This is a genomic window from Streptomyces sp. NPDC042102 (assembly GCF_055582305.1).
Genome location: NZ_JBVJDL010000001.1, coordinates 1,676,053 through 1,702,003, shown reverse-complemented (window position 1 = coordinate 1,702,003; position 25,951 = coordinate 1,676,053). Strand labels below are relative to the sequence as shown.

Genomic DNA, 25,951 nt, shown 5'->3' with positions numbered 1-25,951 from the left:
GCCGGCTGGGGTCTCCTGGCCGGCGCGTGCCTCTTTGCCGGGTTGGTCAGTTGATCGGATGCGTCTGCCCGATCAGAGATCGGTCACCGCCTGCGGCGAGGACGCCGAGGCGGTAGCCCGCCCGGCTTCGACGCCGAGCTCTACAAGCAGCGGAACAGCGTCGAACCCTGCATCAACCGCCTCAAGCGGAGGCAGAACCCAGGTGTGTTGTCCGGGCAGGCCGGTGACGCGGCTGGCGGGTGTTCGGCCGCCTGGCTCCGGATGACGCCATCGGGGCCGCGACCCAGCGTCTGGCATCGTGGCCCGGCTTCGGGCACTCCTGGATGATCACGGGGCCGAACGTGCCGTAGAAACCGGGTACGGGCCTGGGACCCCTCCCTCGACGGGCGCAGCCTACGGGGCGCGCGTACTCGGCGGGCGGCGGGATCACCCCGAGCGCGAGAGCCGCCGGCCGAAAGGGCTCAACCGTTGGAGCGGGCTCCTCACTTCGTGGCCCAGGTCGATCGGGGAGACGGCGCACCGCCTGGTCGACCCGCGCAGTCGAGTCCGGAGTTGGAAAACTCCGCAGCTCACGCGTGACGACACAGCAGTTCCCCTGACCGGCGACACGTGATGATGTAATAACCCTTACAGGAAGCGGGTCATTACATGTGGGGGAATCATGTCGGAGGACCGGATCACCAGCTGGGTGAAGCAGTGGATCGACGGCTGGACCGTCTCGCGCGGCGCGGCCGACCCGGTCGAGGAACCGTGGGGGTGGACCATCGCCGTGGGGCTGCCGAAGGAGGTCGCCCGGCACGTGGTACCCGTGCCCGCGGAGGCCGACGTCCGCAAACTGGCCGCCACCGCCCCGCCGGCCACCTGGCTGAAGCTCTTCGCTCCGGACGAGGTGGTGCGGCCCTGGGTGGGGGACGAGTGGGAGGCGGACATCGCCGGCTTCCTGATGACCTTGCAGCTCGCCCCGGCTCCGGCCGGTGCGCCGCCAGCCGGATACACCCTGACGTCCTGGAGCCGGGGCGGGGTGATCAAGGCCCTGGTTCGCACCCGGGACGGGCAGCTGGCCGCGAGGGGTCAGGTGGGCCTGGCCGGCCGCACCGCGGTGGTGGACCAGATCGAGACCTCCCCGGACCAGCGACGCCGGGGCCTGGGCGCCCTGGTGATGCGCACGCTGCAGAACGCCGCGTGGGAGGCGGGGGCGCGAGACGGGATACTGGTGGGCACGCCCGACGGCAGGGCCCTGTACGAAGCTCTGGGCTGGGCCCTGCGCTCCCCGATGGCCAGCCTGGCCCGCCGGGCGGAGTGACGTCGGCCGCGGAGGACTGGACCGCAGGCCCGTCACGTGCTGCGGGCGCTCGCTCGTGGGGCCGTCTCGCGCGTCAGGTGCTCAGGCCGTCCTCATGGAGGCGTTGGGCCAGTTCGATCTTCGTGTACGCCGGGCGGCCCACCTGCCGGTACTTCTCCTTCACCTGGTCCAAGTAGTACTTGGCCGTGTTGATGCTGATTCCCGCGCGCCGGGCAGTGGCCTTCAGGGTCAGACCGGACGCGTAGTCGCGGAGTACCTGCCGTTCCCGGGGAGCCAGGTGCGGCCGGGCCGGACCGCTGTCGTGGACCCAGGCGAAAGCGAGTTCCGGGGAATGGGCCGTGCCGCCCCGCGCCACGGTTTCGACGGCCTCGACGAGGGAGTCCAGCGCGTGGTTCTTGGTGAGGTAGCCGTCGGCTCCGGCTGCCACTGCGGCCACGACCCTGTCGCGGTCGGCCACCGTGCTGATGACCAGGACCTTGCTCCCGGCCGCCCGTACCCGTCGTACGTTCGTCTCCGGACGGGATCCGTCGCGCAGCACGAGGTCGAGGAGTACCACGTCGGCCCTCCCCGCGGGCCCGGCGAGCAGTTCGCCGACCGTTGCCGCGGTCCCGAGCAGCCGCAGTCGTTGCTGGCCGGACAGCCAGGAGCTGAGCCCGTCGAGGAGCATGCGGTCATCGTCGACCGCGGCGATGTCGATCACGCCGGCCAGCGCAGTTCGACGACGGTCCCCTCGCCGGGGCGGCTGTCCACCTCTGCATGTCCCCCGATGGATGCCATCCTGGCGAATACGGATCGGCGCAGTCCGGTACCCGTGGCGCGGCGGGCAGGATCGGAGGCGTCGAAACCGACGCCGCGGTCGGCCACGGTGACCTCCACCCCACGCGTGTCGCCGACGGCGGTGAGGTGGGCCACCCGGGTAGCCGCGTGCCTGCGTACGTTGTTCAGTGCCTCGGACACGGCGGCGGCCAGGGCTTCGGCGACCTCCCGCGGCAGATCCGGCACAGCGTGGTATTGCGCGTTCACCGTCAGCCCCAGACTCTCCGCGGATCGGACTGCCTCCTCCAGTGCGGCGCCCAGGCCCAGGGAGCCGGTCGTACGAGGCTCGTACGTGTGGTGTGGCGTCTCGTCGAACTGAACGAGGCGTCTCAGGTAGGCGGCTTCCCGGGCACAGCGGTCTCGGACCGCCGGCGCATTGGCGTCCACGCGGCCGGACGCGATCGTGGTGAGCGTGGCGAGCACCGTGTCGTGCAGTGCCGCATGGTGCGCCGTCCGCTCGGCCTGCCGTGCCCGGGCGGCCTCGGCCGCGACCGCCTGCTCCTGCGCGGCGTCCAGGGACACCCCCTGGCGGCGGAGGTACCACCAGCCCGAGCCGACCGAGGTCACGCTGACGAGGAGTGCGCTGACGTGCTCGAAGGCCCTCGCCGAGTCGGAGTTCGGCACCACCCCGTATACGGCCGGTGATGTCACCAGCAGGAGCAGGACGGACAGGGCTGTGCCTCGCTGATCGAGCGCCACGACGGCGGCTGCCGCAGCCGACAGCCCTTGAACCATCAGCCAGCCGTGTGGATCCACCGCCGGCCCGTCACCGATGAGTGCGACGGCGACGAACGGCAGGACACAACCGGTCAGCAACACGTCGGCCCAGACCGCCCGGGCGGCGAACCGGCCGCGCACGAGTGCCGGGGCGTAGAGGAACACCGTGATGACGCATACACAGGCCAACAGCACAACGGCTCGAACGTCGACGGGGTCGGTGATCACGACGCTGACGGCAACCGCCAGGTGCGCGAGCCGAAAGAGCCCGGTGGCCTGCACGGCCCATCGACGCGCACGCTGAAGCCCCACTCCCGTACCCCCCTGTGACGAGATCCCCCGCCGGTACCCCCCTGAACGGGTGGGTGCCGTGGTTTCAGTGGATCTCGGTACTTTTCTCGGCGTCAAGGCTGTCCTCGGACACGACCGACGCGACCGACACGACCGGTACGCGTGACACAACCGATACGACCGACACTATCGACCAGGGAGTCCCTGTGATCCGATCGTCCTTACTGCGTCTGCGCTCCGGCGCCCTCGCGCTCGCCGCCTCGGCCTGTCTCGTCGGAGGGGTCGGCTCCGCCCACGCCGCCTCCTCGACCGGTGCCGAGGTCGTGCCCGGAGGCGCGCACCAGTACCGCAACGCCGTCACCGGCAAGTGCCTGGACGTCCGGGGCGGGTCGCAGGACCCGAACGCGGTGATCCAGCAGTTCGACTGCAAGTGGGCCCTGAACCAGCAGTTCGTCTCGCAGTTCACCGGGTCGGACCCCACCACACGGCTGCAGCCCCGTCATTCGGGGATGTGCGCCAGCGCCGCCGGCAGCTGGCCGGGCTCGTACGTCACCCAGCAGCGCTGCCTCGGCGGCCCCGGCGAGCGCTGGGAGCTGGTGGACCTCGGCGGCGGCGCAGTGGCCGTCAAGAACGCCTTCACGGGTCTGTGCCTGGACGACGCCGGATGGAGCGACGGCAGCCGCCGCGAGGTCCGGCAGGCCGTGTGCCGGAACGGCGGCGCACAGGTCTGGACCCGTCACCCGGTATGAGCTCACGCCGCTGCCGTACCCGGCATGCCCCGTGAGACGGACCGCTGAGGAGGACGACATGCACACCACGAAGAGCTGGACGGCCGGCATCGCTCTGGCCGCAGCCCTCGCCGGGGGTGTCGGCACCGCCTTCGCCGTCGGCCCGGCCAGCCCGGCGGCGGTAACGGCCGCTGCCCCGAACCGGCCCGTTCTCGTCGGCTACTACGGCACCAGCGAGGAGTGCTACGAGGCGGGCTCCGCCATCGTGGGCGAGCACGCCTGCGTCTTCGCGGGGGCCCGGGGATGGGCTCTGTACGTCTTCGGCTGACGGCACGGCAAGTGACCGTCCCGGCCCTCGCCTCCGCCGACCCGGCCAGGGTGGCGGTGAGGGCCGGGACAACGCACTTAGCCGAACGGGCCCTCGGCCGTGAAGCCGCGCAGATTTTCGTAGCCGGAGATCGCCATGGTTCGATGAGTACTCAGCCGCCACGGTGGTGGCAGGCCTCCAGCCCCAGAGGTCGAAAGGGATTGATCTTGGACGACGCGGTCTCAGCTGACGATCCGGACCGGGAGCCGGACGAGCACGTGCGGTTTGCCCGCTACCGCCGGGCGTTCGACAAGGTGCCCGCCGAGGACGCGGCCGCTCTCGTCACCCGTGTGCTCACCGACCCCGATGCGGGGATGGCGAACAGCGCCGTGTGCGAGTACCTCGACCGGCGGGCCGCTGAACTGCTCACGGACCCCGGCTATCCCTCCTGGTGCCTCGAAATGACCGGCCCCGTGGCGAGGGACGACTTCTCCGCCCGACGCCTGCGCGAGTGGACTCTGCTGCGAACGATGACCTTGGATGAGCCGTGGGGCGCCGAGACCCTGCTCGCAGCCTCCAACTGGCTCCAGCTCCACGCCGCAGAGGAGTCATCGGCCCCGACCGTCCTTGCGGTACTGGCTGAGGGCGGCCGTACCCGGCGCATCCGAAACATCGCCAGGTCCCGCCTCTCTCCGGCCCCCCGCAGTCCTCGCCCTACCTCACCCCAAGGAAGTCCCATGACGCGTACCGGCATCGAGGCCGCCCTGAAGGACCTGCTCTTCAACCGCGACCTCTCCGTCGAGGAGGCGGCCGACCGCCACTTCACCCCGGACTACCGCCAGCGCACGGACGGGCAGTGGTCCGACCGCGCCGGGTTCGTCGAGCACATCGCCCACCTGCGCGATGTCGTCGCCGACGGACACGTCGAGGTGCACGAGGAGCTGTACGACGGCAGCAAGTACGCCGACCGGCACACCGCCCACGTCACGAAGACGGACGGCTCGACGGTGCGTCTGGAGGTCTACCTGTTCGGCGAGTTCGCACCCGACGGCCGTTTCAGCCGCATCGAGGAGACCACCTTGATGGTCGAGGGCGCCGAAGACGACCGCAACCTCGGCAGCGCCCGCTAGCCCTCTGTGTGCCAGTGGACGGCGCCCGTGCCCAGGGTGATCGTGGCGCGGGGCCGCATGGGGCCGTCGCCGCGGCGCGAGAGCAGCACGATCTCGTCCACGCGCGCCGGCATGCTGCCCAGCCGGGCCGCGCACTCGGCGGCCAGATGCCGCGGGTCGTGGGTGCGGCCCAGGGACAGGTGGGGCGTGAAGGCGGGGAACCGTCCGCCGCAGCGGGGGAACGGCTCCACCAGGGCGCGCTCCAGCTCCGTCCACGGGGCGAGGCCCGCCGCGGCGGGGTCCAGCCAGACGGTGGCGTAGGCACGGTGCCGGAAGGAGCGGACTCCGCTCAGGCGTACGGCGAACGGTGCCCGGCCGGCGGCCGCGGCGGCCAGGAGCAGGGCCGCCACCGGGAAGTCGGCCTCCGGGACGAAGCCGAAGACCAGGTTCACATGGGGCGGCCAACGGCGGATCTGGGGGTCGTGCACGGCGCGGATGTCCTGGATGGCGGGCCACAGCGGGGCCGGGGGGAGCCAGACGACCGCGGTCCGGGGGGTCGGAGCCACCTCCAGGAACCCTGGCACGCCGTCCCCGGCACCGCGGCCGCCGTCGGCTCCGGAAGAGGACAGGTCCACACCCCCATGATGTCCCTTTCGTCCGCCCGCGTCCCTCCCCCGGGCGCATGAAGGTCAGGGGCCGGTCGGCGGTGCGCTGACGACGTCCGCCAGTTCGCCGGCGGACTCGGCGGTCAGCCGGTAGAACCCCTGGAGGCTGATCGACCGTTCGAGCAGGCCGCCTCCACGTGCACGGCGGCGCCGCAGCCGCCGCCACCGAGCATCGACCAGTCGGCGTGCCCGGGGAACGCCGGGTCCTGCCACGTCGCGGGAGCGGCGCCGCAGCAGTCGCGCCGCTCCAGGTCGACCACGCGCATCCGGCTGACGACGAACACGACGCGCTGCTTGACGTGCAGTGCGTACACCTCGTCCCCGGGGCGGGCCCCGGACCAGGCGGGCAGCGAGGTGTGGGCCCCGCTGAAGGCAACAGGCGGTCGCGGGGGCGGTTGCCGAGCGCGGGCGGTGTGATTGGCTACGCCGTATGGACAACGGGCGAGTGGGCGCCGGCGGTACGGGGGCCCGAACCGCGGCAGTTCCTCCTTTCGATCCCGAACTGGGCCCCGTGCTGGCGGCCTTGGGCGAGGAGGTCCGGGAGCCGATGACCCCGGACAACCTCGCGGACCGGCAGGCGCGGGACGCCACCTCCCGGCCCCGGCCCACCGTCGAGGAGCTGCGGGCCGACGGCCGGTTCGAGGTGGCTGAGTTGTGCGTGCCGGGACCGCCCGGAGCGCCGGACGTCACCCTCGTGAGCGCACGGCCGGCCGGGCTCGGCAGGCCGTTGCCCCTGCTGTACTACATGCACGGCGGCGCCATGGTCATGGGCAACGCGTGGTCCGTGCTCCCGCGGATCCTGCGCGAGTGGGCCCTGCCCCTCGAACTGGCCGTCGTCTCGGTCGAGTACCGGCTCGCGCCGGGAACGCGGTACCCGGGTCCGCTGGAGGACTGTTACGCCGGACTCGTCTGGGCGGCCGGACACGCGGCCGACCTCGGTATCGACGCCGACCGGATCGTCATCGGCGGCAAGAGCGCCGGCGGCGGGCTCGCCGCGGCCCTGGCCCTGCTCGCCCGCGACCGCGGCGGTCCCGGGGCCCTGGGGCAGCTGCTGATGTCCCCGATGCTCGACGACCGCCTCGGCACCTTCTCCGCCCGGCAGATGACGGGCGTCGACATCTGGGACCTCACCTCCAGCGAGACCGCCTGGCAGGCACTGCTGGGCGAGCGCCACGGCAGCGCGGACCTGCCGCAGTACGCGGCCCCGGCCCGGGCCACCGACCTCGCCGGACTCCCCCCGGCCTACCTCGACGTCGGGTCGGCGGAGATGTTCCGGGACGAGGGCGTGGCGTACGCGAACGCGATCTGGCAGGCCGGCGGCCGGGCGGAACTGCACGTGTGGCCCGGCGGCTGCCACGGCTTCGACAGCCTGGCGCCCCGGGCGACCGTCAGCCAGGATGCGCGCGAGGCCCGCACCCGGTGGCTGCGGCGCCTCCTCGACCGGCAGGGATGAGCGGGCTCCCTTGCGCGGGGTCCATGAGCGGGGCCGGGGCGTGAAACCTCGGGCGGGGCATGCCGGTTGGCGAGGTCCCAAGTCCGGCGTCGGGGCCCGCCCGGCACCGGCCCGGGGCGAGGTGACCCGGGCGACTTGAGGGGATTGTCCGGCTCGTCCCTGTGGCTTCCCTGCGGGCTTCCTTAAGGGAACGTGAAGTGGCCCTCCTGGCGGCTCTTTTGGCTGATCACCGACCTAAGCTCAGGCGGACTCCCCTCCTCCCCTTCTCCTGTGAGGTGTTACCGGCATGAGCCGCAGCCGAACTCCCGAAACGTCGCCCCGTGTCGAGGCACGACGGAGGAAGGCGGTGCGCACCCGCATCGTGCTGTCGGTCACCGCGGCGGCCGCGGCCGTGGCGGTCGGGGTGGCGGTGGCCGACTCCGACGGTGACGCCCGCAACGACCGGGCGGCCGACGCCGCCGGTACGAAGGCCGGTTCCGCGGCGCCGGGCGCGACCGACGGGACCGGGACCGCCTCCGCCACCGCAGCCGTCCCCCCGCCCACCGCCGACGCCACGGCCTCGGCCACGGCGAGCGCCAGCCCGTCCGGGACGCCCGACGCCGGCACCACGGGATCCCCCACTCCCCCGAAGCCGGCCGCCGGCGGCGACACGGGCGGCGCGGGGTCCGCGCCGACCCAGGCGGACAAGCCCACGCGCAAGCCCGCCACGACCACGGGCGGTGGCTCAGGCTCCGGATCGGGCGGATCCGGCGGCTCCGGCTCGGGCGGCGGCTCCGGCTCCGGCTCCGGCGGCGGGACCGTCAACACCGACGCCGAGTCCGCGGTCCTCTCCCTGGTCAACAAGGAGCGGGCGGCCGCCGGGTGCGGCCCGCTGACCTCCAACGCCAAGCTGAGCGCGGCCGCCCGGGCGTACAGCGACACGATGGCGCGCAGCGGGGTCATGTCCCACACCGGGCCCGACGGGTCCACCATGACCAGCCGCGTGGAGGCCGCCGGGTACGCCTGGTCCCGCCTGGGCGAGAACATCGCCCGCGGTCAGGCCGACGCCACCGCGGTCATGAACGCGTGGATGAACAGCTCCGGCCACCGGGCCAACATCCTCAACTGCTCCTTCAAGGAGATCGGCATAGGAGTCCACAAGGGCGACGGCGGCCCGTGGTGGACGCAGAACTTCGGCGCCCCCAGGTAGCCCTGAGGCAAGCCCCCCACGTAACCCCCCGGCAAGCCCCGAGGTATCTCACCGCCCCCACAGGCACCCCCCACAAAGCACCCCCCACCGGCCGCCTGGCGGCCCCGACGTCCTCCGACCCGTATCCGGGCCGGAGGACGTCGGCGTTCGCCGGGGCGAACCGGTACGAAGCGGCCCTTCGGAGCGAACCGGAGCGGAGGGGGGAGCCGGTGTCACGGCGGCCGGGGCGTCGGCCACTATGGGGCGGTGCCCCGTATTCCGCGTTACCTGCTCATATGGCTGTCGTGCACGGCCGCCAGCGTGACTGCCGTGCTCGCCACGGTCCAGTTCGTTGTCGGCTCGACCCGGCACACGCCCCCGGTCGCGCGGTCCGCCCCGACGGTCATCGACACGCCGCCCGCGTGGACGGCGCAGAGCCCCTCGCCCCCCGCGCCGTCCCCGAGCCCGTCCGCCAGCGCCTCGCCCACCACGTCGCCGCGGCCGTCCTCCCCGGCCGCGAGCCCCACCCCCGCCAAGGCCGCGCCCGAGACCCCGCGGGATCCGGCCCCCCGGAACGTCGACTGCGAGCAGGGCGGCGCCGGCCTGCACACCGTCCCCGCGCAGGGCGGCAAGGCCACCGTGCGGTACGGCGGCCGCGGCGTGTGCCTGATCTCCGCGATCCCCGCCCGCGGCTTCAAGGCCACCACCTCACAGACCGCGGACCACACCCTCACGGTCACGTTCAGCGGCCCCGGCCACGAGTCGGTCATCACGGCCACCATCAACCCGACGGCGAAGGCCAGCGTCCGCGAGACCTCGTTCTGAGACCGCGCGAGAACGACGCGCCGACCGCCCGTCCCGGCGGCCATCGGCTCCGGCCGCTCCGTTCCGCTCGGCCGCGCCGGTCCCTTTCGTCGCGTTCACCGCGTTCACCGCGTTCGCCGCCTTCACCGCGTTCTGGGCCCTGTTGGACCGGGTTCCGGCGAAGCGGAACGTGAGCTCTTCCTTAGGGCAACCTCAAGATCCGGCACAGGCGGTTCCGGCGGCGCCGGGCGGACCTATGCTCGCGTCAGCCGAGCGGCCCTCGGCGCCGGGACGTGCCGAACGCGACGCCCGGCGCGGCGCCGGGCCGCCGGTTTCACCGTGCCGGGAGGCGTTCTCGCCCTTCCCGCAGTCCGAACCGTGCCTTGGGGTGTCTTCGCCATGAGTTCTCGCATGCTCCGACCCGTCCGCTCCGCCGCGCCCCTGGGGAGGCGACTGCCGCTCGTCGCCGCGGCCGTGGTCGCGGCAGGGCTGGCCACGGCCTGCGGGCCGTCCTCGCAGCCCACCGGATCCGCCGCATCGGCGCCCGGCCGGTCCGCGCAGACCCTCACCCCGGAGGCGGCGTCCACGACGGGGGCAACGGACGCGTCGCCCACCGCGTCGGCCTCGCCGTCCGCATCGCCCTCGACGTCGGCGTCCGCGTCCGCCGGGACCCGGCCCGCGTCCTCGCCCACCCCCTCGCGCACCCAGACCGGTTCCGCCGCAGGCCGCAAGCCCGGCGCGTCCACGGCGCCCGCGCCGGCCCGGATACCCGGCCCCGGCTACGACAGTTCGGCCGACGCCCAGAAGCAGATCGACGCGGCGCTGCGCGCGGCGAAGGCCGACGGGCGCACGGTGCTGCTCGACTTCGGCGCGAACTGGTGCGGCAACTGCAAGGCCGCCGACAAGGTGTTCGCCCAGCCGCAGACGGCGGCGATCCTGGGGGCCTCGTACCACCTGGTGAAGATCGACATCGGTGGCGACAGCTCCGCCAACTCGGCGCTGCTGCGCAAGTACAGCCCCTCGGGCGGGACGTACACGATGCCCGTCCTGGTCGTGGTCTCCCCGTCCGGCACGGTGCGCACCGACACCCACGTGACGGGCAACCCCTCGCTGACCGCGGACGGCATCAACTCCTTCCTCCGGAAGTGGGCGTCATGAGACCACCGCGCCGGCGGTCCGTCGCCGCACCGGCCGGGGCCGGCCTCGTGGTGGCGGCCGCCCTGGTCCTCGCCGGCCTCGCCACGGACGACGGGGGCGATACGGGCGCCCCCGGCACGGCGGGGCGGGCGGGCGGCGCCGTCCGGCCGGCGGACGGGGCGAGGGTCGTGGCCCCCGGCGCCCGGCAGGACGCGCCGGCCCTGGCCGGTGACGACCTGGACGGCAGGCCGGTCAGCCTCGCCGGCCTGCGGGGCCAGGTCGTCGTGGTCAACGTCTGGGGTTCCTGGTGCGGTCCCTGCCGCGCGGAGGCCGACGACCTGGAGCGGCTGAGCCGGCAGACCCGGGGCCAGGGGGTGACGTTCCTCGGCATCAACACCAGGGACCTGGACCGGGCGGCGGCGCAGTCGTTCGTCCGCGCGCACGGTCTGAGCTTCCCCAGCCTCCACGACCCGGACGGTGCCCTCCTGCTCCGGTTCCCGCCCGCGCTGCTCAACCCGCAGACGATTCCCTCGACCCTCGTGATCGACCGGCGCGGGCGCATCGCGGCCGGCATCGGGGGCGCCGTCACCGACGAGGAGCTGCGGCCCCTGCTGGCGAGCGTGGTGGCGGAGCCGGAGCCGGTGCCCGAGTCGAAGTCGGAGCAGGAGCAGGCGCAGGAGCAGGAGCAGGCGCAGTGACGACGGCCGGCCCCTGGGCGCTCGCCGCCACCGACACCGCTTCCCTCCTGACCGGAACGCTCGCGATCGCGGCCCCCGTGGCGTTCGTCGCGGGTCTGGTCTCGTTCCTGTCGCCGTGCGTCCTGCCTCTCGTACCGGGCTACCTCAGTTACGTGACCAGCCTGTCGGTCGCCGACCTGGCGGCCGCGCGCGGCGGACGCCGCAGCCGGATGGCGGCCGGCGCGCTGCTGTTCGTCCTCGGTTTCACGGCGGTCCTCGTCTCCGGGGGCGCCCTGTTCGGCTACGCCGGCCGTACCCTCCTGGCCCACCAGGAGGCGGTCACCCAGGTGCTCGGGGTGTTCACGGTCCTGATGGGCCTGTCGTTCATGGGGTTCCTTCCGGGGTGGACGCAGCGGGAACTGCGCAGCCACCGGCGGCCGGTGCTGGGGCTCGCCGGAGCGCCGCTGCTGGGAGCGGTGTTCGCGGTCGGCTGGACGCCGTGCATCGGCCCGACCCTGGCCGCCGTCCAGGCGCTGGCCTGGACCGAGGCCAGTGCGGGGCGCGGCGCCCTGCTCATGGCCGCCTACTGCCTCGGGCTGGGGCTGCCGTTCGTCCTGGCCGCGCTGGCCTTCCGCCGGGCGCTGGGGGCGTTCGGCCTGGTCAAGCGCCATTACACGTGGGTCCTGCGGATCGGCGGCGGGATGCTCGTCCTCGTCGGCGTGGCGCTGGCCACGGGGTTCTGGAACGACCTGGTGTACCGGCTGCAGGTGTGGAGCGCCGGCTTCGCCACGGCCCTGTAGGGCCTGTCCGCACAACAGATGTACCACCAGCACGAAGAGACAGAGAGAGACGGATGAACGCTTCCCCGTACGTACGGCATGCGCGCACCGCCCGGATGGGGGCCGCCCTCGTCGCCGTGGCCGCCCTCACGGCCTGCGGGCAGCAGCCCGCGCAGGGCTCCGGCACCGGCACCCGAGCCGGCTCCGGCGCGGCCGCCGCACCCGCATCCACACCCGCGACGACCCGCTTCACCGAGAACGGGGTCACCGTCACGCTGTCGGTGTCCGGCTGGCAGGCGTCGAAGGACACGGCGAAGGGCACCTCGAAGGGCACGCTGACCGCCGTCTTCACGCCCGAGAAGCCGGGGTTCCACCTCTACAGCGCCGATCTGCCGCCCACCGGCGTCGAGGGCGTGGGCCGGCCGACCGCGATGGCCGTCACCGGCTCCCTCGCGGCGGAGGGCAGGCTGACCGCCGACGCCGAGGTACGGTCGATCAGCCTGCCCGGGGTCGACGCCCCCGTCCCCGTCTACCCGGACGGCCCGGTCACCGCCACGCTGCCCGTGCGCGCCGACGGCACGGGGAACGCGACGGTCCTGCTCGGCTACGCGAGCTGCAGCACGCGGGAGGGCTGCACCATTCCGGTCTCCGACCGTCCCGTGCGCCTGCGCGTCACCGGCGACGGCCCCGTGTTCGACGCCCCCTAAAGTGTCCCCATGCCGAGCGTCCTGGTCGTGGAAGACGACCCCAGCATCCGCCAGTCACTGATCGAGGTCCTGGCGGAGCACGGGTATGCCGTGCGCAGCGTGGCCGACGGGTTCGGCGCGCTGCGCGAGGTCACCCAGACGCCCGTCGACGCGGTGGTCCTCGACCTGGGGCTGCCCGATCTGGACGGCGGGGACGCCCTGCGCATGATCCGGGGCATATCCTCCGTGCCCGTGCTGGTGGCCACCGCCCGCGACGACGAGGCGGAGATCATCAAGCTGCTCAACGCGGGCGCCGACGACTACCTGGTCAAGCCCTTCTCCGGGGGGCAGCTCATCGCGCGCCTGTCCGCCGTCCTGCGGCGCACCAGCCATGTGCCGCCGCCCGCCGGTGCCGCGTCCGGCGCACCGGTGGCGCCGGCGGCCGAGCCGCTGCGGCCCACGACCGTGGGCGAGCTCGCGGTGGACCCGGGCGCCCGCACCGCGTACCTGGCCGGCCGGGAGCTGCGGCTGACGCGCCGGGAGTTCGACCTGCTGGCGTTCCTCGCCCACCACAGCGGCCAGGTGGTCTCCAAGCGCCGGCTGCTGACCGAGGTGTGGCGTGAGCCGTACGTGGACGACCAGACCGTCGACGTGCACCTGTCGTCCCTGCGCCGCAAGCTGGGCGAACGGGCGGCGGCCCCGCGCTACCTGCTGACGGTCCGCGGCGTCGGCATCAAACTGGTGGCGCCGCGGTGAGACGCTCACTGGCCGGAGTGGCGCTCGCCGTGACCTCCATGGTCGCCCTCTCCTTCCTCATACCGCTGGCCGCGCTGGTGATGTCGCTGGTCAAGGAGCAGGGCGTCACGGCGGCGGAGCAACAGGCCGCCGCCCTGGCGCCCGTGCTGACGCTCACCACGGATCCGGCCGCCCTGCGGGAGTCGGCGGCGAGCCTGGACGCGGCTGAGCGGCTGGTCGTCCATCTGCCGTACGGCGGCGCGCTCGGTCCGTCCAAGGCCCCGGCGGCACTGCTCGAACGGGCGCAGCGGGGACGGGAGTCCATCTCCCAGGAGATCCCGGGCGGCTGGATCTGCCTGCAGCCGGTGGTCCTCGCCGACGACCAGGTGGCCGTGATCGAGAACTTCGTTCCCGAGAAGGAACTGAGCCGCGGGGTCACCCGGTCGTGGGCGGTCATGGCCTTCCTCGCCGTGGGTCTGATCGGCGGTTCGGTCCTGGTCGCCGACCGGCTGGGCGCGAAGGTCGTACGGTCCTCCCGGCGGCTCGCGCAGGCCTCGCACGCCCTGGGCCAGGGCGACCTGGACACCCGGGTGGACCCCATGGGCCCCAAGGAACTGCGGGACGCGGGCGTCGCCTTCAACGCGATGGCCCACCGGATGACCGAACTGCTCGCCGTCGAGCGCGAGCTCGTCGCGGACCTGTCCCACCGGCTGCGCACCCCGCTGACGGCCCTGCACCTGGCGTCGGAACGCATGGCCGGTACGCCGGAGTCGGCCAGGGTCGAAGCCGCGGTCGCCGAGCTGGAGGCGGAGCTGCGGGCCATCATCGCGGCCGCGCGCACCCCGCTCGCCGTGGGACCCATGGGCCAGGGCATGCTCGGTCCGGAGGCGGCCGCGGGCCACCCGGGCGCCGGGGGCGCGGGGGCGCCCGCCGCGGCCCCGCGCTGCGAGGCGGCCGACGTGGTCCGCCGCCGTACGGCGTTCTGGTCGGTCCTGGCGGAGCAGCAGAACCGCTGCTGCACCCTGGACCTCACCCAGGAGCCCACGGCCGTCGCGCTGTCCGACGACGACATCGCCGCCGTGGTGGACGCGCTCATCGGCAACATCTTCCGCCACACCGCGCCCGGGACCCCGTTCGGTGTCCACGTCGTCCGCACGGCCCAGGCCGTGGAGCTGGTCGTGGAGGACGGCGGACCGGGCATCCCCGACCCGGACCGGGCGCTCTCGCGCGGCAGCAGCACCGGCTCCACGGGACTGGGGCTCGACATCGCGCAGCGGGCCGCGACCGCGACGGGCGGCTCGATGCACATCGCTGTCAGCCCGCTGGGCGGGGCGCGTATCACGGTGACGTTCGCGCTGGCCGCGCCGGCGCCGTCCGGACGCAGGTCGCGCATCTCCCGCCGCCGGCCGCCCTGGCCGCGCCGCCGGTAGCGCCGGGCGCGGCGGTCGGCGGGTGCCCCGGCAGGCGGCGGGAGTCGCGGCGGGCAGCGCGGTCTCAGGCGCGGGCGAGCCGGGGCAGCAGCAGCTCGGCGTTGCCGCGGTTGATCGCGTGCAGCTGCCCGTCGTCCCCGTGCGGGTACGCGTCCAGCCCCGCGTCGAAGTCGGTGCCCCAGTCCTCGGGGAGCATGGGGAAGTCGCTGCCGTAGAGGATGTGCCCGGGCGCGGCGAACGCGGTCGGGGAGGGCAGCGCGGCGGGGCCGGCCGAGAGGGCGGTGTCGAAGTAGAAGCGCCGCAGGTCCTCCAGGAGGCCCTCGGGCGTGAGGCCGGCGTGCAGGCGCGCGACCACCGCGAACCGCTGGGCGGCGTACGGCAGGAAGCCGCCCGCGTGGGTCAGGATCAGCTTCAGGGTGGGGTGGACGAGGACGACGGCGGCGCGGGGAAGGACAGGACCCCGTTCCCGCTGCCGGCCACGCCGACTGGAAGCGATCGTGGGCTGGATCACAGTTGAGGTTGACCTCGGGGCAGGGTGGAGGCTCGTCGCATCGGCACACGACGCCGACCGGGCACAACCGATGTGAAGGAGCACCATGTCCACCAGCCTTTCCGGTCAGGGGCAGGATCGTACGGAGCTGCAGAAGGCGATCGAGGAGCTGGCCGAGTCCGGTTTCGCAGGGATCCAGCTCCGGGTGAACGACGAGCAGGGCGAGTGGGTCGGCAGCGCCGGTGTGCGCGAGCTGGGCCAGAGCGCCAAGCCGCTGACGAACGGGCACTTCCGCATCGGCAGCAGCACCAAGAACTTCGTCGCCGCCTCGGTGCTCCTCCTGGTGGCCGAGGGCAGGATCGGCCTGGACGCCCCGGCCGATGACTACCTGCCCGAGCTCGGTCTCGACCGGCGGATCACTACGTGCTGGCCCGGCTGGTGGTCGAGAAGGTCACCGGCCGTTCGTTCGCCGAGGAGTTGCAGCGGCTGATCCTGGGGCCGCTGGGGATGACCGGCACCGTGGCGCCGGGTGCCTCGCCGGAGATCCCCGAGCCGCACAACCACGGCTACTACCGGTACGAAGACGCCGGGCAGGAGCGGACGGTCGATGTCACCCGTCAGAACCCGTCCTGGGTGGGGGCCGGTGGTGACATGATCTCGACCACCAAGGATCTGCACACGTACTTCTCCGCGCTGATGGGCGGCAGGCTCCTGTCGGCCGAGCTGCTGGCCGAGATGCGCACGCCGGAGGCGACGGTCGGCTACGGCCTGGGGGTGTTCGCGCAGGAAACGGAGGGTGGCACCGTCTTCCACCACAACGGCGCCACCATGGGCTCGGCGGCGCTGATGTACGCCACCTCCGACGGCAGCAGGACCTTGACCGCCGGGCTGACCTGGGTGGACGACGCCGACCTGTCGATAGCACCGGCATTCCGGACCGCACAGCAGCGTTTCGTCGACGCGGTGTTCTGCGACAGGCTGGGCCGATGAGGAACGGGGTCACGATCGGGCAGGCGGCGGCGTTCGTCGGCATCACGGTGAAGACCGTGCGGCATTACCACAAGCTCGGCCTGGTCGCCGAGCCGGAACGTGACAGCTCCGGCTATCGGCGGTACGGATCCGGCGAGCTGCTGCAGCTGGTACAGGTACGGACGCTGGCCGCCGCGGGCGTGCCACTGGCCGAGATCGGGCCCATGCTCGACGGCGACGCCGAGCAGTTCGGCGCCGCGCTCACCGACGTCGAGCGGCAGCTCACCGAACGCATCGATGAGCTGGCCGCCCGCCGCGACACCCTGCACCGGCTCGCCGATGGCGACCGGGCCCTGCTGCCCGACCGCGCCTGCGCGGTCCTGGACCGGATGCCCGGCCTCGGCTTCGGCCCCGACTACGTGGCCGCGCAGCGCGAGGCCCTGGTACTGGCCCGGGCGATGGTGCCGGAGGGCTTCGACGGCTTCCTGACCCAACTCGAACACGGGCTGGACGACCCCGAGTACATCGACCTGACCAAGCGCGCCCGGGAGGCCGAGACCTGGGAACCGGACGACCCGAGAATCGAAGAACTCGCGACTGCTATGGCCGACCGATACCTCGCCAACCCCGCGCTGCTGGGGGATCACGCCAGCCTGCAGGCATGGGCCAAGGCTTCCGCCCAGTACAGGCTGATCAACAACCACCGCGAGGACCAGGCACCGATCGCAGTCCGGCTGACCGCGCTCACCGAGAGCAGACTCCGCGCTGCGGGCGTACCCGTCCCCCACCGATGAGGTCCTGGAGTGATCTCCGCCTGACGGGGCGGGCACAGTGCCGCGAGCAGGGTGATCCGTACGTCCTCGCTCGTGTCGCGGCAGTCCGCCGGGTACATCTTGATCGCCCGTGGTCGGCGCCCACTCCGGCAAGGCGCTCGGTGTCGAACGGGCGGCGGCGGGCTGCGGCGCGGCTGCCTCCGGCCCCGCCGCCGTACGCCTACGATCGCCGCCATGAGCGCACAGCAGCCGCCGGGTTCCGGGGCCGTCGCCGGGCCGCCCGGGCCCCGCACCGGCGCGGGCCGGATGCTCCCGTGCGCCACCGGTCACCCGGGGCGACGGCGCGCGGCTCCCACCGCGGAACGCGTCGGCGCCCACGCCTCCGCCCGGCGGTGACGGACCGCGGGAAGCCGGTCCGGTCCGCGGCGGCCGAGGGGCCGGCGCCCCCGGCCGCCGCGCCGGGACGCCGGTTCGGCGCGGCGGTGGGGCCGGCGGCCCGCCTGGTCGTGTGCGCCGCCGTGTCGTGGGGCCTGTGCGTCCGGCTCGGCACCAGCACGGCCCCGGTGCCGGCCGCCCTCCCCGCCGTGCTGATCCTGCGCGGGGACCTCTTCGCCGCTCCCCGGCTGGCCCTGCAACGGCTCGCCGGGGTCGTGGTGGGGGTGCTCGTCGGCGTGGTCGTCCTGCACTGGTTCCCGGTCTCCACCACCTCGTTCCTGCTCATGCTGGTCTGCGGCTGTGCGGGCATGTACCTGCTGGGCGGGGCGGGTGCCCCCAACCAGCAGGTCCTGATCTCCGCCCTGTTGATCTACGCCACGCCGGTGCCGGGATACCCGCTGGCCAGGCTGGCGGAGAGCGCGGTCGGCATCGCCGTCGTGGCCCTCCTCGGTCCGCTGCTGTGGCCGCCCGACCCCTGCCGCGCGGTACGGGAGGGCCTGGACGCGTACCGGGCCGACCTGTCCGCCCTCCTCGACGGCATCGCGGCCCGGGCGGCCCTGGGACAGCCGGCCTCCGCCGGGCCGGAGGCCGACGGGCTCTGGCAGCGGCCCCGCGAACTGGCCGCCCAGGCCGACGGGACGACCGCGCGGCTGCGCCTCGTGCCGTGGCGGGGCGCCGACCGGGCCCGCCTGGCGGACCTGCGGCCCCGGCTGCGCCTGGCGGCGCGCACCGCGCTCACCCTCCAGTTCTTCGTGGACGAACTGGCGGACCGGGCCCGCGACCGGGCCACCGTGCCCGACGGGGCCGTGCGCGACCTCGCCCCGCTGCTCCGGGCCACGGCCCGCGCGCTCGACGAGGCCCTGCGGGGAGCGGACTGCACCGCAGCGCTGCGCCGCGCCCGCGCACTCGACGCCGCCCACCGCACCGCTCACCCGACCCGTCACGACGCCGTCCTGCGCACCGGGCTCCACCTCACCCACGAGGCGCTCACGACCCACCTGGCGCGACGGGCACCGCAGGAGGACAGCCCCGGCTAGTGCCGTACCGGGGATCGGCCTCCTCGTCGTCGCCACCGCCGGGCCCTCTGTACGTGGTTTAATAAATGAACGTACATTTACTATCGGAGGGCAGGCGGAGATGGGTCGTCCCCGCGGGGTCGAGGATGTGGTGATCCTTCGCGCGACGGCGCAGGTCATGGGACGGGTGGGGCCCACGGGCTTCACGCTGGCCGCCGTGGCGCGCGAGGTCGGGCTCGCACCGGCGACCCTGGTGCAGCGCTTCGGGTCCAAGCGCGGCCTGCTCCTGGCACTCGCCGACCGGTCCGAGCGGGACGCGGGCGAGCTGGCGGAGCGGGCGCGCCGGTCGCACGACTCGGTGCTCGGGGCCCTGGCGGCGCTGACGGCGGAGTCGGCGGCCGAGATGGCCACGCCGGAGAGCTTCGCCCATCATCTGGCGTTCCTGTGCATCGATCTCGGCGATCCGGAGCTCTACGAGCGCGCGCTGGCCGTTCACCGCACGCAGCAGCGGGCGATCGAGGGACTGCTGACGGAGGCGGCCGGTGCGGGCGAACTCCGCACCGGGACCGATACCGCGGCGCTGGCCCGCACCATCCAGGCGATCATCGCCGGTGCGGGCCTGACCTGGGCGCTCGACCGCGAAGGCACCCTCGAGCAGCGGCTCCGGCACGAGCTCGGCATCGTGCTGTCCCCCCACCTTCCGCCCCGGCACGACCACGACCACGGCCACGACCTGGAGGAATCATGACGACCGACGCACGCACGCTGGCCGGAAGGGTGGCCCTGGTCGCCGGCGGTACCCGGGGCGGCGGCCGGGGCATCGCCGTCGAGCTCGGCGCCGCCGGCGCCACCGTGTACGTGACCGGCCGCAGCAGCAGCACCGGCGGACGCTCCGAACTGGACCGTCCGGAAACCATCGAGGAGACCGCCGGGAAGGTCACCGCCGCGGGCGGGCTGGGCATTGCGGTCCGGACCGACCACAGCCGTCCCGACGAGGTCCGGGCCCTCGTCGACAGGATCTCCGCCGAACAGGGCGGACGGCTCGACATCCTGGTCAACTCCGTCTGGGGCGGGGACCCGCTGACCGACTGGGAGCACCCCGTGTGGGAGCAGGACCTGGACACCGGTCTGCGGCTGCTGCGACAGGCGGTGGAGACCCACGTCATCACCAGCCGGTTCGCACTTCCCCTCATGGTCGCCCGCAGGAGCGGCCTGGTCGTGGAGGTCACCGACGGCAACACCGCCCGCTACCGCGGCACGTTCTTCTACGACCTGGCGAAGTCCGCGGTCATCCGCCTCGCCGTCGCCCAAGCCGCCGAGCTGCGGCCCCATGGCGTCGCCGCCGTGGCCATCACGCCCGGCTTCCTGCGCTCGGAGGCCCTGCTGGACCACTTCGGTGTCACCGAGGCCAACTGGCGCGACGGCGCGGCCCAGGACCCGAACTTCGCCCACTCCGAGACCCCGGCCTACCTGGGCCGGGCCGTCGCCGCCCTGGCCGCCGACCCCGACGTCATGGCCAAGTCCGGCCGGGCCCTGGCCACCTGGGGCCTGTACCGGGAGTACGGCTTCACCGACACCGACGGCACACAACCGGACTTCGCCGCCCATTGGGCCGAGCACCTGGAAGCGGAGTACGGCCCCCTCGGCGACCCGCTGTGAGCGCCGACGGCCCCTGACCCGGGAAGGCTTTACCGGTGGGCGCGCTGGGCCTCGACGATCTTGCGCAGGGAGCCGCCGCCGAAGCCCGCCCTGGCCTGGACCCGTTCGGCGAAGCGGGGGAACTGGCCCGCGACCGCGCTCAGCAGCCGCAGTTCCAGCGGGGCCACGTTGACCTCGCACAGGTCGCGCCGGACGGCCCGTACGACGCCGTCGGCCACCTGGCCGGGGGTGACCGTGCGGATCCGGTTCGGGGTGCTGGCGCCGGTCGCCGCGAACATGCCGGCGTCGCGGACGAAGCCGGGCTGGACCAGGGAGACGCCCACGCCGGTACCGATGAGGTCCTGGCGCAGGGCGAGGGCGAAGCCGCGCAGCCCGAACTTGGTCGCGTTGTACAGGGAGGAGGAGCGGGTCGCCGCCTTGCCGGAGATGGATCCCACCAGCACGATGTGGCCGCGGCCGCGCTGCGCCATCCGCTCGGCGAGCAGCCGGGAGAGCAGCACGGGGGCACGCAGGTTGACGTCCAGGGCCCGGTCGATCTGGTCCTCGGTGTAGTCGAGGAGTTCGCCGCTGGCCGGCAGCGCGGCGTTCGCGATCAGCAGGTCGGTGTCCGCGCACTCCTCGGCGAGGCGGGCGACGTCCGTACGGGAGGCGAGGTCGGCGACGACCGGGCGCGCGCCGTACGCGTCCGCGGTGGCCCGCAGCGCCTCCTCCCGCCGCCCGGTGATCACGAGCCGGGCGCCCTCGGCCGCCAGGGCCGCGGCCAGGGCCGTACCGATCCCTCCGGTGGCACCGGTGAGCAGAACCTGCGATTCGCGTACGTCCACGGCAACTCCCCTTCCTGGGCTGTTCGTTCGAACGAACAGTAGGGATGGCGGGAGAGGTCTGTCCAGAGGCCGGGACGGGCCGGGCGGGCACCGCACCGGCCGCCGGGGCTCGCCGGGGGTGCCCGGACGGGCCGTCAGGCGCTGCGGCAGAATGCCGTCATGTCCAGCGACTCCGCCCCGGCCGCCGTGCCCGGCCCCGCCTCCGGTACCCGTCAGAACATCATCGACGCCGTGCTGCGGATCATCGGGCAGGACGGGATCGCCGCCGTGAGCAACCGGCGGATCGCGAAGGAGGCGGAGGTCTCGCTCGGGTCCATCACCTACCACTTCGCCACCCAGCACGAGCTCCTGCGCGAGAGCCTGCTGCTCTTCGTGGCCGAGGAGACCCGGCACTTCACGGCCCTGGCCGACGAGTGCTCGGACGACTGCCTCGACATCCGGCAGGCGGCCGAGGTGGTGGCCCTGGTCGCGGGCGGCGACGGTTTCGACAGCCGGCACATCGCTCCGTTCGAGCTGTACGTCCAGGCCGGCCGGGACGAGCGGCTGCGCGCCGCCGCGGCCGAGTGCTTCGCCGCGTACGACCGGCTGGCCGCCCGCATCCTGACCCGCCTCGGTCTGCCGGACGCGGAACGCATGGCCCCGGCCGTCGTCGCGGTGGTGTTCGGGCAGCAGCTGCGCCGGCTGGCCACGGGCGCGCCCATGGAGGACCTCGTCGACGCCCTCCTGGTCCTGACCCGGCGCACCGGCGGCTGAGCGGCCGGTTCAGCCGCTGCCCGCGGAGAAGTGCTGGTAGTCCGGGTTGCTCCAGCGGCCGCCCCAGTACCAGCCGACGGCACCGAACGCCCGTACCACCACACCGCCGCCGTCGATCATCCCGAGCCGGACGGGCTCGCGCCGCAGGTAGTCCCGGCCCGCCGGCGGGTGCACCGTCCCTCCCACGTCGACGTACGGGTTCTCGACGGGGTTGATGTCCACGGCGTCGCCCCACGCGTGCCGGGAGAGCTTCCCGGGATCCCCGACCACCGGCCGGCAGTTGAAGGCGGACGTGTTGTCGTCGGCCATCGACCGGAGGTCGTCTCCCCCGTACTCGGCCGTCACCCGCATACGCCGGATCGGGAACCGGGCCTCGAAGGCCTGGCCGAAGACCTGGATCAGCGGGTTCACCACGTCCTGGTGCGCGATCAGCTCGCCCCGGTGCACCTGGCCGTCGAACCCCCAGTGGTTCATCCGTATCAGGCGCAGCCGCTCCGGCGGCACGGGGCACCCGGGCCCGTGGCTCGCGCCGAGCTTGCCGGGGGGCACGTCCGTGACGGCGGCGGCGAGCACGGGCACCCGCGCGGCGGGCCGCACGGGTACTGTGACCTGCGACGGTGCGGTGCAGGACACCGTGCTCACGCACAGCGCGGCCGCCACGATGAGGGAACCGGACGTAGGGCGCACGCTTCACGGTACGTCGGCCCTTTCCGTACCCGGGTTCGATACGCACCCGTTCGGGTGACGCCCGGCCGCACGCGGCGACGACCTGCGGCAGCCGTAGGCGCGGCGGGCGGCGGGCCGCGCTGGTCAGGGGGTGTCGGGCCGCCCCGCGGTCAGCCGGGTGATCACGTCGGCGTCGAGCTCGATGCCGAAGTCCTCCCGCAGGACCCGCCGGAGGTCGCCCGGTTCGATCTCGCTCTCGGTCCGGGTGCCGTCCGGCAGCGTGGTGCTCCAGGTCAGTCCGTCGATCTGGTCGTGCCGGGCGGCGCTGAACCGCTGGGCGAACAACCGCTTCACGAACGGCGAGCGGGGGTGGGTGCCGACGTAGTGGCTGCCGACCACGTAGTCGATCCGGTACTGCGGGTTCAGGGTGAAGGTGTGCCGGTCGACCCAGCCGTCCGGCCCGTACTGGTGCAGCCACCAGTGTGCGAAGCCCTGCGCGTCCGGACGGCGTTCCATGCGGAAACGCCATCCGTCGACCTCCGACTCGGCCCCGTCGGCGAGTTCGACCGGCTCCAGCGGGCCGCCGCCGAAACCGACGTCGCACAGCCAGGTCCGGTCGTCGTCGGCGGGGGTGACGGCCAGCAGGGCGTGGGTCGCCGGGAGGATCTTGTCCGCGCCGAGCGAGACCCGTCCGCTGAGGGCGGTGAACCGGAAGCCGAGCCTTTCGAGGGCCGCGGCGAAGAGGGTGACGTGCTCGTAGCAGTAGCCGCCGCGGGGGCTGCGGACGAGCTTGTCCTGGACGGACTCGATGTCGAGGGGCAGCGGGACGCCGAGGACGGCGCTCACGTTCTCGAACGGGATCGAGGTGGTGTGCCCGCGGTGCAGGGCGCGCAAGCACGCCAGCGTGGGTGCGCGCTCGCCGGTGTGGCCGATGCGTGCGAGGTAGGCGTCGAGGTCCAGCAGGTCCCCGTGCCAGCCGTCCCCGCGATCGCGCGGTGCGGTCGTCGTCATGCTCGTCCGTCCTCCCCGTGGTCCTGCTGCGTTCGGGTCCGACCCTAAATGATGATCTTCCCCCCCCCGTGGCGCCGGCGGCTGGCGCGCCCGGGCGCCGGATGCCGGATGCCGGAAGGCCGGCCCGATCCCGGTCAGGAGTGCCGCAGGGCCGCGTCGAGCGCGTGGTACAGCGCGTCCAGCCGGCTGCGGCCGGGGCTGCGGGCGGGCAGCTGCCGCACGATCGCGCGCACCTCGGGCGGCGCGTGTCCGCTCGCCCACCGGATCTCCTCGTCCCCGGGCCCGGCGCCCTTCCCGACCGCGATCTCACGGGCGCGCGCCCCGTACACGGCGGGCGCGAGGACGTGCCTGGACTGGTGCGGGGTGACGAGGGGATGGAGGTACGGGGCCGCCGCCGCGTAGCCGGCGGCGCGGGCGGCGGCGGTGGCGGCCGGATCACCGGCCTCGCGGGCGGCAGCGAGGGCCGCCCACGCGAGGGAGCGCAGCCGCGCGGTCCGCTTCCCGTCGCGCACGAAGTCCCGGACGCCCTCGATCGCTTCGCGCGGGCGGGCGTCGTGCGCAGCCGCCGCCTCGAACAGCGGCAGCACCCGCTCGGCACAGTCGCCGGCCCAGCGCGCGAGGGACCGCCGGTCCTCGTCACTGATGGTCAAGGGGTCGACCACGGCTCCAGACCTCCGAATCCGGCTTCCAGTCCGCGGACTTCCTATCCGGCCGGGCCGGCGGGCGGCAAACGATATATGCCGCGGAGCCGCCCTCCCCGAGATGTGCGGTGTGCCCGGCCGGCGCATGATGGCGGAAGGCCGGCAGGCCCGGGCGGGCTCCGGCCGGAAGGGGCGGTACGTCCGCCCCTCCACGAGCGGTCGGGAGGCGACACGTGGAGTTCGACGAGTCGCGCAGGGCCTGGGGCATGATCATCGCCACGGTCACGATCATCCTGGCCAACCTGCTGGCGATCATCCTGATGAACGTCCTCGGACGGTGACCGGACCGGGGTCCGGACCGGGGTCAGGAACCCGGCGGCGCCGGGATCCCGGGGTGCGGGCGCAGGCCGGTCAGCAGCACGTCGAGGGCGAGATCCGTCGCCTCGGACAGCGGGGTGTCCTCGAGCAGGGAACCGACGGCCAGGGCGGCGAGGCCGTGCACCGTGGAGAACGCCACCTGCGCGAGCCGGGCGGGGTCGCCCTCCCGTACGGCGCCCTCCCGCTGGGCGAGGGCGATCAGTTCGGCGGCGATCCGCAGGCTCTCGTGGCCGCGCTCGCGCAGCTCCGCGCTGGAGTCGTCGGCGTGCTTGGCCGTGAACATCAGGCTCAGCAGGGGTGCGTGGGCGACGGCGAAGCCGACGTACGCGCGCCCCATGCCGGCGAGCCGCCCGGCGACCGGACCGGGGGCGTCCACGGCCGCCCGGAGGCGTTCGTTGAGCCGGACGAAGCCGTTGGTGGCGAGCGCGTCGAGCAACGCCTGCCGGTCACGGAAGTGGCGGCCCGGCGCCGCGTGGCTGACCCCGAGATCGCGCGCGAGGGCGCGCAGGGACAGGCTGTCCGCCCCCGAGGTCGCGAGGACGGTCTCCGCGCGCGCCAGCAGGGCTTCGCGGAGGTTGCCGTGGTGGTAGGGCGCATCGGTGCCGGTCAAGGCGGTCTCCCCTTCCTCCGGAGGATGCGATGTTGTCATTGACAACAATGTTTTCTCTGTCTACATTCGAAAGTATCGCCCATCGCGGGCGATCTGCCCGCACTCCCCCGGAACGGAGCGCCGACCATGTCGATGACCTACCGCGGAACCACCGCCCTGATCACCGGGGCCAGCGCCGGCCTCGGCGTCGAGTTCGCCCGGCAGTGGGCGGAGCGCGGGGCGGACGTCGTCCTCGTCGCCCGGCGTGTCGACCGGCTGGAGGAGCTGGCGGCCGACCTCGAACGCCGGCACGGGGTCAAGGCCCGCCCGATCGCCGCGGACCTCGCCGCGCCGGGCGCGGCGGCCGCGCTGCACGCCGAGCTCGACACGCTCGGCGTCCCGGTCCACACCCTGATCAACAACGCCGGATTCGGCAGCCACGGCCCGTTCGCCGCCCAGGAGCCCGCGCAGGTCAGCGAGATGATCCAGCTCAACGTGGCAGCGGTCGCGGACCTGACGCGGCAGTTCCTGCCGGCGCTGGTGGCCGACGGCCGGGGCGCGCTCGTCAACATCGCCAGTTCGGCCGCCTACCAGCCGACCCCGTCGATGGCGGTGTACGGCGCGACCAAGGCCTTCGTCCTGAACTTCACCGAGGCCGTCGCGTACGAGACACGGGCTTCCTCCCTGCGGGTGCTCGCCGTCTCGCCGGGTCCGGTGCGCACCGAGTTCTTCGACGTCGTCGGGACCCCGGACGCCGCCGTCGGCCGGATGGCCACCCCCGCCGAGGTGGTCACCGCGACGCGCCGCGCGCTGGAGCGGGCCACGACCCCGCCCAGCATCGTCGTCGGTCTCGGCAACCGGCTCTCCGCCACGGCGTCCACGCTGGCGCCCCGCCGCCTGGCCCTGACCGTGGCGGGACACGCCCTGAAGGCCTGAACCCGG

The 25,951-nt window shown here is 73.8% G+C and carries 32 protein-coding genes and 1 pseudogene; 23 read left to right on the top strand and 10 right to left on the bottom strand.

The annotated features are described in order from the left end of the window. Positions 1-75: 75 nt before the first annotated feature. A pseudogene (locus tag ACZ6KO_RS07050) lies at positions 76-189 on the top strand (IS5/IS1182 family transposase); the annotation flags it as partial. A gap of 472 nt (positions 190-661) precedes the next feature. Further along, positions 662-1,303, top strand: coding sequence for a GNAT family N-acetyltransferase (locus ACZ6KO_RS07045; RefSeq protein WP_469300987.1), 642 nt, complete (start codon positions 662-664; stop codon positions 1,301-1,303). Positions 1,304-1,376: 73 nt separating this feature from the next. On the opposite strand, the gene ACZ6KO_RS07040 is transcribed toward ACZ6KO_RS07045, so the two are convergent. Together ACZ6KO_RS07040 and ACZ6KO_RS07035 are read right to left on the bottom strand one after the other, a co-directional pair. Further along, positions 1,377-2,003 carry a response regulator gene (locus ACZ6KO_RS07040; RefSeq protein ID WP_469300984.1) on the bottom strand — a complete coding sequence of 209 codons (627 nt, stop codon included), beginning with the start codon at positions 2,001-2,003 and terminating at the stop codon, positions 1,377-1,379. Next, positions 2,000-3,064, bottom strand: a complete 1,065-nt coding sequence (locus ACZ6KO_RS07035; RefSeq protein WP_469300982.1) for a sensor histidine kinase — start codon at positions 3,062-3,064, stop codon at positions 2,000-2,002. Before ACZ6KO_RS07035 ends, ACZ6KO_RS07040 begins: the two co-directional genes overlap by 4 nt. Before the next feature lie 269 nt (positions 3,065-3,333). Between ACZ6KO_RS07035 and ACZ6KO_RS07030 the strand changes: the two genes are divergently transcribed. The 3 genes from ACZ6KO_RS07030 (at position 3,334) to ACZ6KO_RS07020 (ending at position 5,292) form a co-directional block, all read left to right on the top strand. Further along, positions 3,334-3,876, top strand: coding sequence for an RICIN domain-containing protein (locus ACZ6KO_RS07030; RefSeq protein ID WP_469300979.1), 543 nt, complete (start codon positions 3,334-3,336; stop codon positions 3,874-3,876). Positions 3,877-3,934: 58 nt separating this feature from the next. Beyond that, complete coding sequence (locus ACZ6KO_RS07025) at positions 3,935-4,183, top strand: hypothetical protein (RefSeq protein ID WP_469300976.1); 249 nt, start codon at positions 3,935-3,937, stop codon at positions 4,181-4,183. A 716-nt stretch (positions 4,184-4,899) separates the two neighbouring features. After that, positions 4,900-5,292, top strand: coding sequence for a nuclear transport factor 2 family protein (locus tag ACZ6KO_RS07020; protein ID WP_469301586.1), 393 nt, complete (start codon positions 4,900-4,902; stop codon positions 5,290-5,292). Here the strand turns inward: ACZ6KO_RS07020 and ACZ6KO_RS07015 are convergent. Both ACZ6KO_RS07015 and ACZ6KO_RS07010 read right to left on the bottom strand, forming a co-directional pair. Beyond that, the gene (locus ACZ6KO_RS07015; RefSeq protein ID WP_469300973.1) at positions 5,289-5,906 is read right to left on the bottom strand and encodes a 2'-5' RNA ligase family protein; all 618 of its coding nucleotides are present in this window, start codon (positions 5,904-5,906) and stop codon (positions 5,289-5,291) included. The genes ACZ6KO_RS07020 and ACZ6KO_RS07015 overlap by 4 nt on opposite strands. A gap of 113 nt (positions 5,907-6,019) precedes the next feature. Then, complete coding sequence (locus tag ACZ6KO_RS07010; protein ID WP_469300971.1) at positions 6,020-6,250, bottom strand: hypothetical protein; 231 nt, start codon at positions 6,248-6,250, stop codon at positions 6,020-6,022. A 116-nt stretch (positions 6,251-6,366) separates the two neighbouring features. On the opposite strand from ACZ6KO_RS07010, the gene ACZ6KO_RS07005 reads away from it, so the two are divergent. The 9 genes from ACZ6KO_RS07005 to ACZ6KO_RS06965 all read left to right on the top strand — a co-directional run bounded on the left by ACZ6KO_RS07005 (position 6,367) and on the right by ACZ6KO_RS06965 (position 14,805). Next, the gene (locus ACZ6KO_RS07005; protein ID WP_469300969.1) at positions 6,367-7,389 is read left to right on the top strand and encodes an alpha/beta hydrolase; all 1,023 of its coding nucleotides are present in this window, start codon (positions 6,367-6,369) and stop codon (positions 7,387-7,389) included. A 346-nt stretch (positions 7,390-7,735) separates the two neighbouring features. Beyond that, positions 7,736-8,578 carry a CAP domain-containing protein gene (locus tag ACZ6KO_RS07000; RefSeq protein WP_469300967.1) on the top strand — a complete coding sequence of 281 codons (843 nt, stop codon included), beginning with the start codon at positions 7,736-7,738 and terminating at the stop codon, positions 8,576-8,578. A gap of 246 nt (positions 8,579-8,824) precedes the next feature. Further along, the gene (locus ACZ6KO_RS06995) at positions 8,825-9,382 is read left to right on the top strand and encodes a hypothetical protein (RefSeq protein WP_469300965.1); all 558 of its coding nucleotides are present in this window, start codon (positions 8,825-8,827) and stop codon (positions 9,380-9,382) included. Between the two features lie 390 nt (positions 9,383-9,772). Continuing rightward, the gene (locus ACZ6KO_RS06990) at positions 9,773-10,519 is read left to right on the top strand and encodes a thioredoxin family protein (RefSeq protein WP_469300963.1); all 747 of its coding nucleotides are present in this window, start codon (positions 9,773-9,775) and stop codon (positions 10,517-10,519) included. After that, positions 10,516-11,196 (top strand): TlpA family protein disulfide reductase, encoded by a 681-nt coding sequence (locus ACZ6KO_RS06985; RefSeq protein WP_469300961.1) that lies wholly within the window; start codon positions 10,516-10,518, stop codon positions 11,194-11,196. The genes ACZ6KO_RS06990 and ACZ6KO_RS06985 overlap by 4 nt, the downstream gene beginning before the upstream one ends. Continuing rightward, positions 11,193-11,975, top strand: coding sequence for a cytochrome c biogenesis CcdA family protein (locus ACZ6KO_RS06980; RefSeq protein ID WP_469300958.1), 783 nt, complete (start codon positions 11,193-11,195; stop codon positions 11,973-11,975). Before ACZ6KO_RS06985 ends, ACZ6KO_RS06980 begins: the two co-directional genes overlap by 4 nt. 53 nt (positions 11,976-12,028) lie before the next feature. Further along, positions 12,029-12,661, top strand: a complete 633-nt coding sequence (locus ACZ6KO_RS06975) for a hypothetical protein (RefSeq protein ID WP_469300956.1) — start codon at positions 12,029-12,031, stop codon at positions 12,659-12,661. A gap of 9 nt (positions 12,662-12,670) precedes the next feature. Next, on the top strand, positions 12,671-13,396 hold the full coding sequence (locus ACZ6KO_RS06970; protein ID WP_401444075.1) for a response regulator transcription factor: 726 nt from the start codon (positions 12,671-12,673) through the stop codon (positions 13,394-13,396). After that, positions 13,393-14,805 carry a sensor histidine kinase gene (locus ACZ6KO_RS06965; RefSeq protein ID WP_469300954.1) on the top strand — a complete coding sequence of 471 codons (1,413 nt, stop codon included), beginning with the start codon at positions 13,393-13,395 and terminating at the stop codon, positions 14,803-14,805. The genes ACZ6KO_RS06970 and ACZ6KO_RS06965 overlap by 4 nt, the downstream gene beginning before the upstream one ends. A 64-nt stretch (positions 14,806-14,869) precedes the next feature. Here the strand turns inward: ACZ6KO_RS06965 and ACZ6KO_RS06960 are convergent, their stop codons facing one another. Continuing rightward, a complete protein-coding gene (locus ACZ6KO_RS06960) occupies positions 14,870-15,316 on the bottom strand; it encodes an amidohydrolase family protein (RefSeq protein WP_469300952.1) in 447 nt (148 codons plus the stop codon). 85 nt (positions 15,317-15,401) lie between these two features. Here ACZ6KO_RS06960 and ACZ6KO_RS06955 point away from each other — a divergent pair, with 85 nt between their 5' ends. From ACZ6KO_RS06955 to ACZ6KO_RS06925, 7 genes are all read left to right on the top strand, one after another. Further along, the gene (locus ACZ6KO_RS06955) at positions 15,402-15,785 is read left to right on the top strand and encodes a serine hydrolase (protein WP_469300950.1); all 384 of its coding nucleotides are present in this window, start codon (positions 15,402-15,404) and stop codon (positions 15,783-15,785) included. Next, positions 15,719-16,285: a serine hydrolase domain-containing protein gene (locus tag ACZ6KO_RS06950; protein ID WP_469300947.1), complete on the top strand. Its 567-nt coding sequence runs from the start codon at positions 15,719-15,721 to the stop codon at positions 16,283-16,285. Before ACZ6KO_RS06955 ends, ACZ6KO_RS06950 begins: the two co-directional genes overlap by 67 nt. Then, complete coding sequence (locus ACZ6KO_RS06945) at positions 16,282-17,058, top strand: MerR family transcriptional regulator (RefSeq protein ID WP_469300945.1); 777 nt, start codon at positions 16,282-16,284, stop codon at positions 17,056-17,058. The genes ACZ6KO_RS06950 and ACZ6KO_RS06945 overlap by 4 nt, the downstream gene beginning before the upstream one ends. A 213-nt stretch (positions 17,059-17,271) precedes the next feature. Beyond that, complete coding sequence (locus tag ACZ6KO_RS06940; RefSeq protein WP_469300943.1) at positions 17,272-17,433, top strand: hypothetical protein; 162 nt, start codon at positions 17,272-17,274, stop codon at positions 17,431-17,433. Beyond that, positions 17,430-18,509 (top strand): FUSC family protein, encoded by a 1,080-nt coding sequence (locus ACZ6KO_RS06935; protein WP_469300941.1) that lies wholly within the window; start codon positions 17,430-17,432, stop codon positions 18,507-18,509. The genes ACZ6KO_RS06940 and ACZ6KO_RS06935 overlap by 4 nt, the downstream gene beginning before the upstream one ends. A gap of 130 nt (positions 18,510-18,639) precedes the next feature. Then, positions 18,640-19,236, top strand: coding sequence for a TetR/AcrR family transcriptional regulator (locus ACZ6KO_RS06930; RefSeq protein WP_469300939.1), 597 nt, complete (start codon positions 18,640-18,642; stop codon positions 19,234-19,236). Next, positions 19,233-20,147 carry an SDR family oxidoreductase gene (locus ACZ6KO_RS06925; RefSeq protein ID WP_469300937.1) on the top strand — a complete coding sequence of 305 codons (915 nt, stop codon included), beginning with the start codon at positions 19,233-19,235 and terminating at the stop codon, positions 20,145-20,147. The genes ACZ6KO_RS06930 and ACZ6KO_RS06925 overlap by 4 nt, the downstream gene beginning before the upstream one ends. A 29-nt stretch (positions 20,148-20,176) precedes the next feature. Here ACZ6KO_RS06925 and ACZ6KO_RS06920 read toward each other — a convergent pair whose 3' ends face one another. Continuing rightward, positions 20,177-20,971 carry an SDR family NAD(P)-dependent oxidoreductase gene (locus ACZ6KO_RS06920; protein ID WP_469300935.1) on the bottom strand — a complete coding sequence of 265 codons (795 nt, stop codon included), beginning with the start codon at positions 20,969-20,971 and terminating at the stop codon, positions 20,177-20,179. Positions 20,972-21,130: 159 nt separating this feature from the next. Here ACZ6KO_RS06920 and ACZ6KO_RS06915 point away from each other — a divergent pair, with 159 nt between their 5' ends. Continuing rightward, complete coding sequence (locus ACZ6KO_RS06915) at positions 21,131-21,724, top strand: TetR/AcrR family transcriptional regulator (protein WP_469300933.1); 594 nt, start codon at positions 21,131-21,133, stop codon at positions 21,722-21,724. 9 nt (positions 21,725-21,733) lie between these two features. Here ACZ6KO_RS06915 and ACZ6KO_RS06910 read toward each other — a convergent pair whose 3' ends face one another. The 4 genes from ACZ6KO_RS06910 to ACZ6KO_RS06895 all read right to left on the bottom strand — a co-directional run bounded on the left by ACZ6KO_RS06910 (position 21,734) and on the right by ACZ6KO_RS06895 (position 25,030). Next, complete coding sequence (locus tag ACZ6KO_RS06910; RefSeq protein WP_469300931.1) at positions 21,734-22,411, bottom strand: M15 family metallopeptidase; 678 nt, start codon at positions 22,409-22,411, stop codon at positions 21,734-21,736. 123 nt (positions 22,412-22,534) lie between these two features. Next, the gene (locus ACZ6KO_RS06905) at positions 22,535-23,401 is read right to left on the bottom strand and encodes an arylamine N-acetyltransferase family protein (protein ID WP_469300928.1); all 867 of its coding nucleotides are present in this window, start codon (positions 23,399-23,401) and stop codon (positions 22,535-22,537) included. A 134-nt stretch (positions 23,402-23,535) separates the two neighbouring features. Next, positions 23,536-24,051 carry a putative immunity protein gene (locus tag ACZ6KO_RS06900; protein ID WP_469300925.1) on the bottom strand — a complete coding sequence of 172 codons (516 nt, stop codon included), beginning with the start codon at positions 24,049-24,051 and terminating at the stop codon, positions 23,536-23,538. Between the two features lie 355 nt (positions 24,052-24,406). Then, entirely contained in the window at positions 24,407-25,030 is a 624-nt protein-coding gene (locus ACZ6KO_RS06895) for a TetR/AcrR family transcriptional regulator (RefSeq protein WP_469300923.1), read from the bottom strand. A gap of 126 nt (positions 25,031-25,156) precedes the next feature. On the opposite strand from ACZ6KO_RS06895, the gene ACZ6KO_RS06890 reads away from it, so the two are divergent. Continuing rightward, a complete protein-coding gene (locus ACZ6KO_RS06890) occupies positions 25,157-25,945 on the top strand; it encodes an SDR family NAD(P)-dependent oxidoreductase (protein ID WP_469300921.1) in 789 nt (262 codons plus the stop codon). Positions 25,946-25,951 lie beyond the last annotated feature (6 nt).

What these genes read in the sequence shown, in the direction of transcription:
- ACZ6KO_RS07045 (WP_469300987.1), top strand. Translation starts at nt 662, where the DNA reads ATGTCGGAGGACCGGATCACCAGCTGGGTGAAGCAGTGGATCGACGGC.
- ACZ6KO_RS07025 (WP_469300976.1), top strand. Translation starts at nt 3,935, where the DNA reads ATGCACACCACGAAGAGCTGGACGGCCGGCATCGCTCTGGCCGCAGCC.
- ACZ6KO_RS07020 (WP_469301586.1), top strand. Translation starts at nt 4,900, where the DNA reads ATGACGCGTACCGGCATCGAGGCCGCCCTGAAGGACCTGCTCTTCAAC.
- ACZ6KO_RS07005 (WP_469300969.1), top strand. Translation starts at nt 6,367, where the DNA reads ATGGACAACGGGCGAGTGGGCGCCGGCGGTACGGGGGCCCGAACCGCG.
- ACZ6KO_RS06990 (WP_469300963.1), top strand. Translation starts at nt 9,773, where the DNA reads ATGCTCCGACCCGTCCGCTCCGCCGCGCCCCTGGGGAGGCGACTGCCG.
- ACZ6KO_RS06985 (WP_469300961.1), top strand. Translation starts at nt 10,516, where the DNA reads ATGAGACCACCGCGCCGGCGGTCCGTCGCCGCACCGGCCGGGGCCGGC.
- ACZ6KO_RS06975 (WP_469300956.1), top strand. Translation starts at nt 12,029, where the DNA reads ATGAACGCTTCCCCGTACGTACGGCATGCGCGCACCGCCCGGATGGGG.
- ACZ6KO_RS06970 (WP_401444075.1), top strand. Translation starts at nt 12,671, where the DNA reads ATGCCGAGCGTCCTGGTCGTGGAAGACGACCCCAGCATCCGCCAGTCA.
- ACZ6KO_RS06955 (WP_469300950.1), top strand. Translation starts at nt 15,402, where the DNA reads ATGTCCACCAGCCTTTCCGGTCAGGGGCAGGATCGTACGGAGCTGCAG.
- ACZ6KO_RS06945 (WP_469300945.1), top strand. Translation starts at nt 16,282, where the DNA reads ATGAGGAACGGGGTCACGATCGGGCAGGCGGCGGCGTTCGTCGGCATC.
- ACZ6KO_RS06940 (WP_469300943.1), top strand. Translation starts at nt 17,272, where the DNA reads ATGAGCGCACAGCAGCCGCCGGGTTCCGGGGCCGTCGCCGGGCCGCCC.
- ACZ6KO_RS06925 (WP_469300937.1), top strand. Translation starts at nt 19,233, where the DNA reads ATGACGACCGACGCACGCACGCTGGCCGGAAGGGTGGCCCTGGTCGCC.
- ACZ6KO_RS06915 (WP_469300933.1), top strand. Translation starts at nt 21,131, where the DNA reads ATGTCCAGCGACTCCGCCCCGGCCGCCGTGCCCGGCCCCGCCTCCGGT.
- ACZ6KO_RS06905 (WP_469300928.1), bottom strand. Translation starts at nt 23,401, where the DNA reads ATGACGACGACCGCACCGCGCGATCGCGGGGACGGCTGGCACGGGGAC.
- ACZ6KO_RS06890 (WP_469300921.1), top strand. Translation starts at nt 25,157, where the DNA reads ATGTCGATGACCTACCGCGGAACCACCGCCCTGATCACCGGGGCCAGC.